This is a genomic window from Citrobacter sp. 506 (genome assembly GCF_050434985.1).
Lineage (GTDB): Bacteria > Pseudomonadota > Gammaproteobacteria > Enterobacterales > Enterobacteriaceae > Citrobacter > Citrobacter braakii.
Genome location: NZ_JBNDJN010000007.1, coordinates 1 through 13800 on the forward strand (window position 1 = coordinate 1; position 13800 = coordinate 13800).

Genomic DNA, 13800 nt, shown 5'->3' on the forward strand with positions numbered 1-13800 from the left:
ATGGTAGTGTGGGGTCTCCCCATGCGAGAGTAGGGAACTGCCAGGCATCAAATAAGTGAAGAAGCCCATCCTGCCGGATGGGCTTTTTTGCGTCTGCAGGGAGTGAAAACTGCCGGAGGTGACCTCCCGCCTTATCCGGCCTACAAAGGCGTATCACGACACAGCAGCTATCTTCTTATCCATTGCGTAACAAAATCGGCAACTTGCTGTATATCGTTGATATCTAACAATGGAACATCCACCGCAAGCGGAATATCACTGGCAACCGCGATAACATAGTTGTCTAACGCCAGGTCCTCTGGACTGTGCCCGCAACCGTCGCGAAAAAGAACGATCTTAGCAACAGGTTCATGCTTAAAGCCCTCAACCAACACCATATCCAGTGTGGAAGCATCCATCCTGCTTACCAGGTACGCTAAATCCAGTTCGGGCTCTTCCGGGGTCTCTACCATTAATGCCCAGCGCTGCTGGCTGGCGACCAGGGTTTGCGCTGCACCGGCTTTGCGTAGCTCATAGCTATCTTTGCCGGGCTTATCAACATCCATATTGTGATGAGTATGCTTAATCAATCCGGGACGAATGCCTCTGGCACGTAGCTCCGGGATCAATTTTTTAAGCAGCGTAGTTTTTCCCGTTCCGCTCCATGCTGCTATAGCGAGTAATGGGATCATGATTTATCCTGCCATTTTGCAAGTTCTTCAGGGGTGTTCACGTTCACGAACGCATCTTTATGATCGCTGAAATCGACAGCATGACCGCCAGCCTGGCGCATAAAGACCATGACGCGTCTTTCACCGGACTGAAGATAATCCTGTAGCAAGGGTTGCATGGTGCGGTGCATTAGCGCAATGGTCGGATGATCTCTTTCGCCATCATGCACCCAGACAACCGGTGCAGCTTTGCGCTGCTCCTTCAAACGTTTGACCAGATCGTGAGGAATATAGGGCATATCGCACGGGCAGAACAGAAACCACTCCCCCGATTGCTGCAGGAATACCGATAGCATCCCGGCCAGTGGGCCAGGGAAATCGGCCAATGAATCAGGGATAACTTTCAGGCCGCTTTGTTGGTAAATATCCCGGTGGCGATTGGCATTAACCACCACGGTTTCGACCTGTAAAGCGAGGGTATCGGCCACATGCCGCCAAAGAGGTTTACCGTCCAGCTCAAGCAGACCTTTATCGGTTCCGCCCATCCGTCTGGCCTTACCGCCTGCCAGCACAACCCCTGTTATTGCACTATCCAGAATCACTGATATCGCCTCTTTTAATGTGGGATTGACCCTGCTAACGTATCTGTATTGAGCCTAAGGAGCACAACCATGAAATGTAAACGTCTGAATGAAGTTATTGAACTCCTCCAGCCGGCCTGGCAGAAGGAACCCGATCTTAACCTGATGCAATTTTTACAGAAACTGGCGCAAGAGTCAGGTTTTGACGGCGAACTGGCGGATTTAACTGATGACATTCTGATCTATCACCTGAAAATGCGTGACTCGGCGAAAGACGCCGTCATCCCAGGTATTCAGAAAGATTATGAAGAAGATTTTAAAACCGCACTACTCCGCGCACGTGGCGTAATTAAAGAGTAAAAGCTTGTAATCGCCACCACCGAAAGCGCTGCGAAATGATATCCTGAATCATTCGTAGTATTTTCCGGATGATGGGATGAACGACAACGCTTTTAATTTCCAGACGCTACACCCGGATACCATCATGGATGCACTGTTTGAGCAGGGGATCCGGGTGGACTCCGGGCTTACCCCGCTTAACAGCTATGAAAACCGTGTCTATCAATTCCAGGACGAAGACCGTCGACGCTTTGTCGTTAAGTTTTATCGCCCTGAACGTTGGTCTGTCGATCAGATCCAGGAAGAGCACCAGTTTGCTCTGGAACTGGTAAGCGATGAAGTCCCGGTAGCTGCACCGCTGGTACTAAGCGGCCAAACGCTGTTAAGCCATCAGGGTTTCCATTATGCGATCTTCCCCAGCGTCGGCGGGCGGCAGTTTGAGGCCGACAATATCGATCAGATGGAGGCGGTGGGGCGCTATCTGGGACGTATGCATCAGACCGGATGCAAGCGTACTTTTGCCTTTCGCCCGACGATTGGCCTTGAAGAATACCTGACTGAGCCGCGTAAGCTTTTTGAACACGCACAGTTGATCCCATCAGGGCAAAAAGCGGCTTTCCTGAAGGCAACGGATGCGCTTATCGCGGTCGTTACCGAACGCTGGCATGCACGTTTTACCACGTTACGTCTGCACGGTGATTGTCATGCCGGTAATATTCTGTGGCGCGATGGTCCGATGTTTGTCGATTTAGATGATGCCCGCAATGGCCCGGCTGTTCAGGATTTATGGATGCTCCTCAATGGCGATAAAGCTGAACAACGCATGCAGCTTGAAACCATTATCGAGGCTTATGAAGAGTTTAGTGAGTTCGACACCTCTGAAATCGGACTGATAGAACCTTTACGCGCTATGCGTTTAGTTTATTATCTTGCCTGGCTAATTCGACGTTGGGCTGACCCTGCGTTTCCAAAAAACTTCCCGTGGTTAACCGGGGAAGATTACTGGCATCGTCAGACCGCGACCTTTATTGAGCAGGCAAAAATTCTGCAAGAGCCCCCCTTACAATTAACGCCAATGTATTAATCGGAGAAATTTGAACATGAAAAAATTATGGCTGGCGCTGGCTGGTATGGTTTTAGCTTTTAGCGCATCTGCAGCGCAGTTCCAGGATGGCAAACAATACATCACTCTGGAAAAGCCTGTTGCGGGTGAACCGCAAGTGTTGGAGTTCTTCTCCTTCTACTGCCCGCACTGCTATCAGTTTGAAGAAGTTCTTCACGTCTCTGATAACGTGAAGAAAAAACTGCCTGAAGGCACCAAGATGACCAAGTACCACGTCGAGTTTCTGGGGCCGTTGGGCAAAGATCTGACGCAAGCTTGGGCCGTTGCTATGGCGCTGGGCGTTGAAGATCAAGTAACCGTTCCGTTGTTTGAAGGTGTTCAGAAAACCCAGACCGTTCATTCTGTAGCTGATATCCGTAAAGTGTTTGTCGACGCGGGTATTAAAGGTGAAGACTATGATGCGGCATGGAACAGCTTCGTGGTGAAATCACTCGTGGCGCAGCAGGAAAAAGCGGCGGCTGATTTACAGCTGCAGGGCGTTCCGGCAATGTTCGTGAATGGCAAATATCAGGTAAATCCGCAGGGCATGGATACCAGCAGCATGGATATCTTTGTACAACAGTATGCGGATACCGTGAAGTATCTGGTTGGTCAGAAGTAAAAGCAAAAGCCGGTCACTTGTGCCGACCGGCTTTTTCATTTGAGGCTTTAATCGCGTCGAGCTGCGCGTCTTTCTCACTCCACAGCGTATTAAGCCATAGCTGAAACCGACGCTTGAATCCCTTATCGTTCACGTAATCACCGTGCAACTCTTCATGAATTGGCTCCAGATTTACCCGCACGACAATACGCGTTAACTTACCGCTCAGCATATCGTAGAACGGTCGGTTGCTGTTTTCCGGATAGCACAACGTGACGTTCAACATTTTATCGAACTGCGACCCCAGTACGTTCAATGCCATCGCAATACCGGCCGCCTTTGGAGGGAGCAAGTTTTGATAAGGAGAGCGGGTTTGCTCACATTTCTCTTTGGTAAAGCGTGAACCTTCGACAAAATTCACAATAGTTGTCGGGTGTACGCTAAACTTCTCGCAGGAACGACGCGTTGTTTCGACATCTTTACCGCGCCGTTCTGGATGACGGAGTAGGTAGCCACGCGAATAGCGTTTCATAAACGGCATATCCAGCGCCCAGCAGGCCAAGCCAATAAAGGGCACCCAGGCCAGTTGTTGCTTGAGAAAATATTTATTCATTGGGATGTGCTTACGGAACAGAACGCAAAGCACAACGATGTCAGCCCAGCTGTAATGGTTACAAATGAGCAGATACCAGTTTTTCTTGCTAAGACCTTCCAGCCCCTCGACATCCCACTTCAGTCGCGGATTGAGGTGTAGCAGTAGCGCCAGACCTTCACACCAGCAGTACATCATGAAATTACAGAAGACAGAAACCTTTCGCCAGACAACGGGAACGGGCAAAAGGAGTTTTACAACCCCGGCAAGGATGATCGGCACAGAACAAAAAATCGTGACCAATATGGTCAATACGATACTCAGCAACAGCGTTATCGCAGCGAGTATTCTCGTCATAATTAAATTATTCAAAAGGTTAGCCATAGATAGTGCGCTAAAGAGGCGCAAGGGGCTGATTTTATCAGAAAACGAACCAAATGATGGATCTTCCCTGAATAGAAAAAAAGGGAATATCTATCCACATCAGGATATAAGCCGTATAAATGGAATAAAATGCTACGAATTTATTTAAGCTTCTGAAATATATGTACAAAATAAATGATGTGTTAATTTTATTGCTATATTTAAAGAGCTGAAAATTATTTATTCACAAAGTTATCCACAGTCTTCTTTGCGAGCAAAGCAGAAGATCTACAAAAGTTTTTCGACAAATGCGGCGAAAAACTCATGTTTTCATCCTGTCTGTGGCATCCTTTACCCATAATCTGATAAACAGGCACGGACATTATGGTTCAGATCCCAGAAAACCCACTTATCCTTGTAGATGGCTCCTCTTACCTGTATCGCGCATACCATGCGTTCCCGCCGCTGACTAACAGTGCAGGAGAACCTACTGGCGCGATGTATGGTGTCCTCAACATGCTGCGTAGCTTGATTCTGCAATATCAGCCGACCCATGCTGCGGTGGTATTCGACGCTAAGGGTAAAACCTTCCGTGATGAGTTATTCGAACACTACAAGTCACACCGCCCACCCATGCCGGACGATCTGCGTGCGCAGATTGAGCCTCTGCATGCGATGGTAAAAGCGATGGGGTTGCCACTGCTGGCCGTTTCGGGCGTGGAAGCAGACGATGTCATCGGTACGCTGGCGCGGGAAGCAGAGAAGGTGGGTCGTCCGGTGCTGATTAGTACCGGTGATAAAGATATGGCTCAGTTGGTGACGCCGAATATCACCCTGATCAACACCATGACCAATACGATCCTCGGCCCGGATGAAGTGGTGAATAAATATGGTGTTCCACCAGAACTGATCATCGATTTCCTGGCGCTGATGGGGGATTCCTCAGATAACATCCCTGGCGTTCCTGGCGTAGGTGAAAAAACCGCGCAGGCTCTGCTGCAGGGGTTGGGGGGGCTGGATACCCTCTATGCTGAATCAGACAAAATCGCGGGACTGACTTTCCGTGGTGCGAAAACTATGGCGGGCAAACTTGAGCAGAATAAAGAGGTAGCGTACCTCTCTTATCAATTGGCTACCATCAAAACGGATGTTGAACTGGAGTTGACCTGCGAGCAGTTGGAAGTACGTCAGCCGGCAGCGGATGAACTACTTGGCCTGTTTAAACAGTACGAATTCAAGCGTTGGGTTACTGACGTTGAAGCGGGTAAATGGCTACAGGCGAAAGGAACGAAGCCGGCGGCAAAACCACAGGAAACTATCGCCGTCGATGAAACGCCTGAGGGGCCGGCCACGGTTCTCTCGTATGATAACTATGTGACAATTCTGGATGAAGCGACGCTGGAAGAGTGGATTGCGAAGCTGAAAAAAGCGCCTGTCTTTGCCTTCGATACAGAAACTGACAGCCTGGACAACATCTCTGCGAATCTGGTTGGCCTGTCTTTTGCCATTGAACCGGGTGTGGCTGCATATGTTCCTGTTGCCCACGATTACCTGGACGCCCCCGATCAGATCGCTCGCGACCGCGCGCTGGCATTGCTGAAGCCGCTGCTGGAAGATGAGAACGCGCATAAAGTCGGGCAAAACCTGAAGTATGATCGCGGTATCCTGGCGAACTATGGCATTGAACTGCGTGGTATCACCTTTGACACCATGCTCGAATCCTACATTCTTAACAGCGTCGCTGGCCGACACGATATGGACAGCCTCTCGGACCGCTGGCTGAAACATAAAACCATCACCTTTGAAGAGATCGCCGGAAAGGGCAAAAATCAGCTGACCTTTAACCAGATAGCGCTGGAAGAAGCCGGACGTTATGCTGCGGAAGACGCCGACGTTACGCTACAGCTCCATCTCAAAATGTGGCCAGAATTGCAGCAGCATAAAGGACCGCTGAACGTCTTTGAAAATATCGATATGCCGCTGGTTCCTGTTTTGTCTCGCGTTGAGCGCAATGGTGTGAAAATCGATCCGGCTGTTCTGCACAAACATTCAGAAGAGTTGACGCTGCGTTTGAACGAGCTGGAGCAAAAAGCGCACGAGATCGCCGGAGAAGCGTTTAACCTCTCTTCCACCAAGCAACTGCAAACTATCCTGTTTGAAAAGCAGGGTATTAAGCCGCTGAAGAAAACCCCTGGCGGCGCGCCATCAACGTCGGAAGAGGTACTGGAAGAGCTCGCGCTCGATTACCCATTGCCGAAAGTGATCCTGGAATATCGCGGCTTAGCAAAACTGAAGTCGACCTATACGGATAAGCTTCCGTTGATGATTAACAAGAAAACCGGGCGCGTGCACACCTCCTATCACCAGGCGGTGACCGCTACCGGGCGCTTATCATCCACGGATCCAAACCTGCAGAACATCCCGGTACGTAATGACGAAGGTCGTCGTATTCGTCAGGCGTTTATTGCGCCAGAAGACTACGTGATTGTCTCCGCCGACTACTCACAGATTGAACTGCGTATAATGGCGCATCTCTCGCGTGATAAAGGTCTGCTTACAGCGTTTGCCGAAGGGAAAGATATTCACCGCGCAACGGCTGCGGAAGTCTTCGGCTTACCGCTGGATTCCGTGACTGGTGAACAACGCCGCAGCGCGAAAGCCATCAACTTCGGTTTGATCTACGGGATGAGTGCCTTTGGTTTGGCGCGCCAGTTGAATATTCCGCGTAAAGAAGCACAGAAGTACATGGACCTCTACTTCGAACGCTACCCTGGCGTGCTGGAATATATGGAACGCACCCGTGCACAGGCAAAAGAGCAAGGTTATGTCGAAACGCTGGAAGGGCGTCGTCTCTATTTACCGGATATTAAATCCAGTAATGGCGCTCGTCGCGCTGGTGCAGAGCGCGCGGCAATTAACGCCCCGATGCAGGGTACTGCCGCAGACATTATCAAACGAGCCATGATTGCGGTGGACGGATGGCTGCAAACCGAGCAACCACGTGTGCGCATGATCATGCAGGTACACGATGAACTGGTGTTTGAAGTGCATAAAGATGACCTCGAAAGCGTCTCTAAAAAGATCCATCAACTGATGGAAAACGAGACCCAGATTGATGTGCCGTTGCTGGTGGAAGTCGGTAGTGGCGAAAACTGGGATCAGGCGCACTAAGGGTTTACTGAATAACGCCCCTTTTTCGTAACTAAGCAACATAAGATAGAACTTTTTGTGATGTCCATTAGAATTCCCTATGTAAGGAATGAAAAAAAATTACAAAAAGTGCTTTCTGAGCTGCTCAAAAAAGAGTAAAGTTATTCACGTAGGGTACAGAGGTAAGATGTTCTATCTTTCAGACCTTTTACTTCACGTAATCGGATTTGGCTGAATATTTTAGCCGCCCCAGTCAGTAATGACTGGGGCGTTTTTTATTGTGCGAAAGAAAAGTTTCGTACAGGCTGTAGGCCGGATAAGACGCGCAACGGCGCTATCCGGCATATCGGTGGGTTACTCCCCGTCCTGCATCTCTTCAATCGGCGCCAGTTCACTAAACCAGCTATCCAGCTTCTGCCGAAGTTTGTCCACGCCCAGTTTTTTCAGTGATGAAAATGCTTCTACCTGTACATCACCGTTAAATGCCAGTACGGCTTCACGTACCATATTCAACTGGGCTTTGCGCGCACCGCTGGCCAGCTTGTCTGCTTTAGTCAGCAGTACCAGAACCTGAACGTTGCTCTCAACCGCCCACAAGATCATCTGCTGGTCGAGGTCTTTTAGCGGGTGACGAATATCCATCAATACCACCAGACCTTGCAGGCTCTGACGTTTTTCCAGATATTCAGCCAGCGCGCGCTGCCATTTGCGCTTCATCTCTTCCGGAACTTCGGCATAACCGTATCCTGGCAAATCGACAAGGCGTTTGCCGTCAACGACTTCAAACAAGTTGATGAGCTGAGTACGACCCGGCGTTTTAGATGTACGCGCCAGACTCTTTTGATTCGTCAGGGTATTTAGCGCACTGGATTTGCCTGCGTTGGAACGGCCAGCAAAAGCCACTTCGATACCGGTATCGGAAGGTAAGTGGCGAATATCAGGCGCACTCATCACAAAGTGCGTCTGTTGATAATTCAAGTTAGTCAAAGCAGTCCTCTCCATCAATCAGGGCTTTGCAGCGATTATACCTGAACCCCAGCAAAAGGCTGGTTTTTCGACGCGTAGGCTATGTAAGTAAAAACCTCGCACTTTGTGAGACATTGCCGATAGTTTCTATACGAGATGACAGAGTAAAAAATGACGTAACCAAAATAAATCATATAGTTAAGATAAGGCACTATTCTTAAAGTCCGAAATTGTTACCCAGGTTACTTGTACGTTTAAACCAAAGCGGTAAAGTAGCGCCCATAGCGAGGAAGCTGACAGGATAGTTGACTCAGGATGAGGGTCAGGAGCGCCAGGAGGCGAAGACACAGGATTGTCAGGGAGACAAACGTCTGGAGACGTTAGTAAAAGGAAATGGAAACAACACGGAATGTTTCAGGCTAAGGGAAAAACAGGGTGTGTTGATAGCCAACAAGGATTGTAGAGCCCGTAAGGGTTGAGAGTCAGGAAAAAAGGCGACAGATTACTCTGTCGCCTTTTTTCTTTATTTCTGCTAGATTCCGGCGCAATTATATACTGAATAAAACAGCCAAAGACGAATCATGATGAAACCAACTTCTACACCACGCGGTAAAGGTCCTGCAAAAGCGCGTCGTAAAACACGCGAAGAAATTAATCAGGAAGCTCGCGACCGTAAGCGCCAGAAAAAACACCGTGGTCATGCGGCGGGTAGCCGTGCGTCCGGTAGCGAAGGTGCATCTGGTGGCGGAAACCAAAATAAGCAAAAAGATCCTCGTATTGGCAGCAAAAACCCCATTCCATTGGGCGTGACCGAAAAAGTCACCAAACAGCACAAACCGAAGAGTGAGAAACCTATGCTTTCACCACAGGCTGAGTTGGATTTACTGGAAACGGATGAGCGCCTGGATGCGCTGCTGGAGCGTCTTGAAGCAGGAGAAACCCTGAGCGCGGAAGATCAGACCTGGGTTGATGCCAAGCTGGACCGCATCGATGAGCTGATGCAAAAGCTGGGTCTTTCTTACGATGACGAGGAAGAAGAGGAAGAGGAAGAAAAGCAGGAAGACATGATGCGTCTGCTGAAAGGCGGCAACTAACGGTTTTACACCGTGGGTCTTCCCGTCCTGCTTATAACCCTTCCGGTTATATGTTATCTGGTGTGGTTATTCGTTAAACTACAGCGGTTGTCGCGGCGACAGAAGTGGCTGCGCAACCGGCTTATCACCCGCACTGGGGTTAAGCCGGTACGCCGTACCCGCCAGAGACGCCATCGGAAGGAGTGAGCATGTCAGAGCAGTTAATAGACTGGGACCTGGCCCTGATCCAGAAATATAACTATTCCGGGCCACGATATACCTCGTACCCGACCGCGCTGGAGTTTTCTGAAGACTACGGCACAGAAGCATTTCTAAAGGCCGTGGCGCGTTATCCTGAGCGTCCGCTCTCGCTGTACGTTCACATCCCGTTCTGCCACAAACTGTGCTACTTCTGTGGCTGCAACAAGATTGTGACTCGCCAGCAGCATAAAGCAGATCAATATCTCGATGCCCTGGAACAAGAAATTATCCATCGCGCACCGCTGTTCGCCGGACGCCATGTCAGCCAGCTGCACTGGGGCGGCGGCACGCCAACGTATCTGAATAAAGCGCAAATCAGCCGTTTGATGTCACTGCTGCGTGGTAATTTCAACTTTAACGACGACGCCGAAATCTCGATCGAAGTGGATCCGCGTGAAATCGAGCTGGATGTCCTTGATCATTTACGCGCTGAAGGTTTTAACCGTTTGAGCATGGGAGTGCAGGACTTCAACAAAGAAGTTCAGCGCCTGGTGAACCGTGAGCAGGATGAAGAGTTTATCTTTGCGTTGCTGAATCATGCGCGGGAGATTGGCTTTACCTCAACGAATATCGATCTGATTTATGGCCTGCCAAAACAGACGCCAGAGAGCTTCGCCTTTACCCTGAAACGCGTGGCTGAGCTGAATCCAGACCGTCTGAGCGTCTTTAACTACGCGCACCTGCCGACGCTGTTTGCTGCCCAGCGCAAGATTAAAGATGCTGACCTGCCCAGCGCGCAGCAGAAGCTGGATATCCTGCAGGAGACCATCTCTTCACTGACCGAAACTGGCTATCAGTTCATTGGCATGGATCACTTTGCCCGCCCGGATGACGAACTGGCCATTGCTCAACGCGAGGGCGTTTTGCATCGCAATTTCCAGGGCTATACCACCCAGGGGGATACCGAGCTGCTGGGGATGGGCGTATCGGCCATCAGTATGATTGGCGACAACTACGCGCAGAATCAGAAAGAGCTGAAGCACTATTACCAGCAGGTAGACGAGCAGGGGAATGCGCTATGGCGCGGAATTGCCCTGACCCGCGACGACTGTATTCGTCGGGATGTTATTAAGCTCCTGATCTGCAATTTCCGCCTCGACTATACCGCCGTGGAACAACAATGGGATCTGAACTTCGCTGACTATTTTGCCGAAGACCTGAAACTGCTGGCGCCGCTGGCGAAAGATGGGCTGGTGGATGTGGATGAGAAGGGGATTCAGGTTACGTCGAAGGGGCGTCTGCTGATTCGTAATATTTGCATGTGCTTCGATGCATATCTGCGCCAGAAAGCGCGTTTGCAGCAGTTCTCGCGCGTTATTTAGCCGGGTTGCCCGGTGGCGCTTCGCTTACCGGGCCTACGAAATCTCAATACGTAGGTCGGGTAAGCGAAGCGTCACCCGACAAACCCGCTAGCTGAACAGCCCAACCAGCGCCGCACACAGCACGGCGGCAACCGCAGTTTGTGGCGTATGGCTTTCGACCGCACCGCTCGACAGCAGATTTATCATTGATTCCAGCATGATGACTTCCCCCCGTTTGCCGGGCACGATCATACTTAACTCATCGGAACAGTAAAGCGCAAAATAGCAGCAATTTGCGCTCAATTATCAATCTTTACACAGTGACCGATCGTCACTCCATTCCGAGTTCTTTTAACTTTCGCGTCAAGGTATTACGGCCCCAACCGAGCAGCCGTGCCGCTTCCTGTTTATGCCCCTGGGTATGACGTAGCGCGGTGGTCAGCAGCGTGCGCTCCATCTCCGGTTGAGCCTCTGAAAGCAGGTTTTGATGACCGGAACGTAATGCCCGATCCGCCCACTGTGCCAACAGGGTTGCCCAACTGTCTGGCTGCATATGGGACGGTGCGTCAGGCACGGTGGTTTCAAACAGTTCGGTCGGTAAGTCCTGAATGAGTACTTCCTGTCCGGCGGCCATTACGGTTAACCAGCGACAGGTATTCTCAAGCTGACGCACGTTTCCCGGCCATGACAGACGGGTGAGCGCCGCCTCGGTTTCAGTGTGTAATTGTTTGGCTTCTACTCCCAGTTCGCGGGCGGCCTCCTGCAGGAAATGACGCGCCAGGCGTGGGATATCTTCCCGACGTTCGCGCAGTGGCGGCAGATGCACCCGGATGACGTTCAGGCGATGGAATAAGTCCTCACGGAATTTGCCTTCCTGCACCCGCAGTTCCAGGTTCTGGTGCGTGGCGGCGATAATACGTACGTCCACCTTCACAGGCGCATAACCGCCAACGCGGTAAAACTGTCCATCGGCTAATACGCGCAATAAACGTGTCTGCACGTCCAGCGGCATATCGCCAATTTCATCGAGGAACAGCGTGCCGCCGTCTGCCTGTTCAAAGCGCCCCTGACGAATCGTATTCGCCCCGGTAAACGCCCCTTTTTCATGGCCAAACAGCTCAGACTCGATCAAATCTTTCGGAATAGCAGCCATGTTCAGCGCGATAAACGGTGCTTTGACGCGCGGGCTATGACGGTGCAACGCATGGGCGACCAGCTCTTTACCGGTCCCGGACTCTCCGTTAATCAATACGCTGATTGAAGAACGGGACAGGCGACCAATAATGCGAAAGACGTCTTGCATTGCCGGTGCTTCGCCGATGATGTCGGTTGTTGGGCCGTTGATCTGAACATTACGCGGTTGCTGCTGTTCCTGATAATGGCTGATGGCGCGTTCGACCAGCGCCACGGCTTCATCAATATCAAAAGGTTTGGGCAGATAATCAAACGCCCCTTGCTGGTAGGCGCTGACGGCAGCATCCAGATCGGAGTGTGCGGTCATTATGATGACCGGAAGCATCGGATGCCGCTGTTTGATCTGTTTTAACAGCGTCAGGCCGTCCATGCCCGGCATGCGGATATCCGACAGCAGTACGTCCGGCGTTTTGCTGGCCAGCGCGTCCAGTACCTCTTTACCACTCTCAAATGTAGTGCAGCTTAGTCCTGCCCCTGCGAGCGCACGTTCAAGCACCCAACGGATGGAACTATCGTCATCAACTACCCAGACTATTCCTCGTTGCATAAACGTCACCTTTATTTCCTGATAGGCAGGTAAACCGAGAACTCGGTATGACCCGGCCAACTGGTAAATTCAATTTTGCCGGAATGTTGATCAATCAAATTACGGGCGATGGATAATCCAAGGCCGGTACCGCCTTCGCGACCGCTGACCATTGGGTAGAACAGCGTGTCCTGCAAATGCGAGGGAATTCCCGGGCCGTTATCCTCAACATCAATCCGCGCCGCCAGACGATAACGCATACCGTGCAGCGTGAGCTGAAACGCGGTGCGGGTACGCAGAATAATCTCGCCGCCTTCCGGTCCCAGCGCCTGCAAAGCATTGCGCACGATGTTCAGCAAAACCTGCTCGATCTGGTCCGGGTCGTGCAGTAATTCAGGCAGACTCGGGTCGTAATCACGAATCAGCGTGACGTTTTCCGGCAGCTCCATCGAGACCAGCGCTACCACGCGCTCCGCCACTTTGTGAATACTTTCCGTGACGTGCATTCCCGGCTGTTGTGGTCCCAGCAGACGGTCGACCAGATTACGCAGACGGTCGGCCTGCTCAATAATGACTTTGGTATATTCGGTCAGCGCCGGGTCCGGAAGCGCTTTACTGAGCAGTTGCGCCGCGCCGCGTAATCCACCCAGCGGGTTTTTAATTTCGTGCGCCAGGCCGCGCACCAGATCGCGGGCAGCGATCTGCTGGGCGTGCTGGAGCTGTTCCTGGCTCAGACGGCGCTGGTTATCCATTGGCGCCATCTCCAGCAGGATGAGGCCATCAGGCAGCCTCTGAGCGGTCACAGAGAGGATGTGTGAGTGGCTATCTATCACCAGCGTCACTTCGTTATCCGTAAAGCCCTGGCCTGCTTCCAGGCTCTCTCGCATCAGCCCGATGTTTAAGGAGAAATAACTCAACAGATCGGGAAGTGGGGTACCAAACAGTTTGCGGGAGCTTTGGGCGAGCAGCTGTTGTGCCGCCGGGTTGGCGTAATGTACCGCCAGCTCATCGTCGACGAGTAAGATGCTGTTGATTAAAGAATTGAGGATCTGCCCAGCATCGGGCAGCGTGCCGGTTGCCATTCAGCAGTCTCCTGAAAAG

Annotated in this window: 15 protein-coding genes; 8 read left to right on the forward strand and 7 right to left on the reverse strand. The window is 51.2% G+C overall.

The annotated features are described in order from the left end of the window. Positions 1–167 precede the first annotated feature (167 nt). Both mobB and mobA read right to left on the reverse strand, forming a co-directional pair. Entirely contained in the window at positions 168–671 is a 504-nt protein-coding gene (mobB, locus tag ABIE10_RS21170; protein WP_016155153.1) for a molybdopterin-guanine dinucleotide biosynthesis protein MobB, read from the reverse strand. Further along, entirely contained in the window at positions 668–1252 is a 585-nt protein-coding gene (gene mobA, locus ABIE10_RS21175; RefSeq protein WP_429156969.1) for a molybdenum cofactor guanylyltransferase MobA, read from the reverse strand. Before mobA ends, mobB begins: the two co-directional genes overlap by 4 nt. 69 nt (positions 1253–1321) lie before the next feature. On the opposite strand from mobA, the gene ABIE10_RS21180 reads away from it, so the two are divergent. The 3 genes from ABIE10_RS21180 (at position 1322) to dsbA (ending at position 3294) form a co-directional block, all read left to right on the forward strand. Continuing rightward, positions 1322–1591, forward strand: a complete 270-nt coding sequence (locus tag ABIE10_RS21180) for a YihD family protein (RefSeq protein ID WP_003028616.1) — start codon at positions 1322–1324, stop codon at positions 1589–1591. Between the two features lie 76 nt (positions 1592–1667). Next, on the forward strand, positions 1668–2654 hold the full coding sequence (locus ABIE10_RS21185; RefSeq protein WP_046275259.1) for a serine/threonine protein kinase: 987 nt from the start codon (positions 1668–1670) through the stop codon (positions 2652–2654). A 16-nt stretch (positions 2655–2670) separates the two neighbouring features. After that, on the forward strand, positions 2671–3294 hold the full coding sequence (gene dsbA / locus ABIE10_RS21190) for a thiol:disulfide interchange protein DsbA (RefSeq protein ID WP_429156972.1): 624 nt from the start codon (positions 2671–2673) through the stop codon (positions 3292–3294). A gap of 13 nt (positions 3295–3307) precedes the next feature. Here dsbA and ABIE10_RS21195 read toward each other — a convergent pair whose 3' ends face one another. Further along, complete coding sequence (locus ABIE10_RS21195) at positions 3308–4177, reverse strand: acyltransferase (protein WP_429157046.1); 870 nt, start codon at positions 4175–4177, stop codon at positions 3308–3310. On the opposite strand from ABIE10_RS21195, the gene ABIE10_RS21200 reads away from it, so the two are divergent. Beyond that, the gene (locus ABIE10_RS21200) at positions 4062–4397 is read left to right on the forward strand and encodes a hypothetical protein (RefSeq protein WP_233616984.1); all 336 of its coding nucleotides are present in this window, start codon (positions 4062–4064) and stop codon (positions 4395–4397) included. The genes ABIE10_RS21195 and ABIE10_RS21200 overlap by 116 nt on opposite strands. 215 nt (positions 4398–4612) lie before the next feature. Further along, the gene (gene polA, locus ABIE10_RS21205) at positions 4613–7399 is read left to right on the forward strand and encodes a DNA polymerase I (RefSeq protein WP_016155158.1); all 2787 of its coding nucleotides are present in this window, start codon (positions 4613–4615) and stop codon (positions 7397–7399) included. Between the two features lie 333 nt (positions 7400–7732). On the opposite strand, the gene yihA is transcribed toward polA, so the two are convergent. Then, a complete protein-coding gene (yihA, locus tag ABIE10_RS21210) occupies positions 7733–8365 on the reverse strand; it encodes a ribosome biogenesis GTP-binding protein YihA/YsxC (protein WP_005121851.1) in 633 nt (210 codons plus the stop codon). Between the two features lie 284 nt (positions 8366–8649). Here yihA and ABIE10_RS21215 point away from each other — a divergent pair, with 284 nt between their 5' ends. From ABIE10_RS21215 to hemN, 3 genes are all read left to right on the forward strand, one after another. Further along, positions 8650–8823 carry a hypothetical protein gene (locus ABIE10_RS21215; protein WP_233896666.1) on the forward strand — a complete coding sequence of 58 codons (174 nt, stop codon included), beginning with the start codon at positions 8650–8652 and terminating at the stop codon, positions 8821–8823. Positions 8824–8928: 105 nt separating this feature from the next. After that, positions 8929–9438: a Der GTPase-activating protein YihI gene (gene yihI, locus ABIE10_RS21220; RefSeq protein ID WP_019077947.1), complete on the forward strand. Its 510-nt coding sequence runs from the start codon at positions 8929–8931 to the stop codon at positions 9436–9438. Between the two features lie 188 nt (positions 9439–9626). After that, positions 9627–11000 carry an oxygen-independent coproporphyrinogen III oxidase gene (gene hemN, locus ABIE10_RS21225; RefSeq protein ID WP_429156974.1) on the forward strand — a complete coding sequence of 458 codons (1374 nt, stop codon included), beginning with the start codon at positions 9627–9629 and terminating at the stop codon, positions 10998–11000. An 87-nt stretch (positions 11001–11087) separates the two neighbouring features. On the opposite strand, the gene ABIE10_RS21230 is transcribed toward hemN, so the two are convergent. The 3 genes from ABIE10_RS21230 to glnL all read right to left on the reverse strand — a co-directional run bounded on the left by ABIE10_RS21230 (position 11088) and on the right by glnL (position 13781). Then, the gene (locus tag ABIE10_RS21230) at positions 11088–11198 is read right to left on the reverse strand and encodes a YshB family small membrane protein (protein ID WP_003028631.1); all 111 of its coding nucleotides are present in this window, start codon (positions 11196–11198) and stop codon (positions 11088–11090) included. Between the two features lie 112 nt (positions 11199–11310). Further along, complete coding sequence (gene glnG / locus ABIE10_RS21235) at positions 11311–12720, reverse strand: nitrogen regulation protein NR(I) (protein ID WP_016155162.1); 1410 nt, start codon at positions 12718–12720, stop codon at positions 11311–11313. An 11-nt stretch (positions 12721–12731) separates the two neighbouring features. Beyond that, positions 12732–13781, reverse strand: coding sequence for a nitrogen regulation protein NR(II) (gene glnL, locus ABIE10_RS21240; protein WP_016155163.1), 1050 nt, complete (start codon positions 13779–13781; stop codon positions 12732–12734). Positions 13782–13800: the final 19 nt, after the last annotated feature.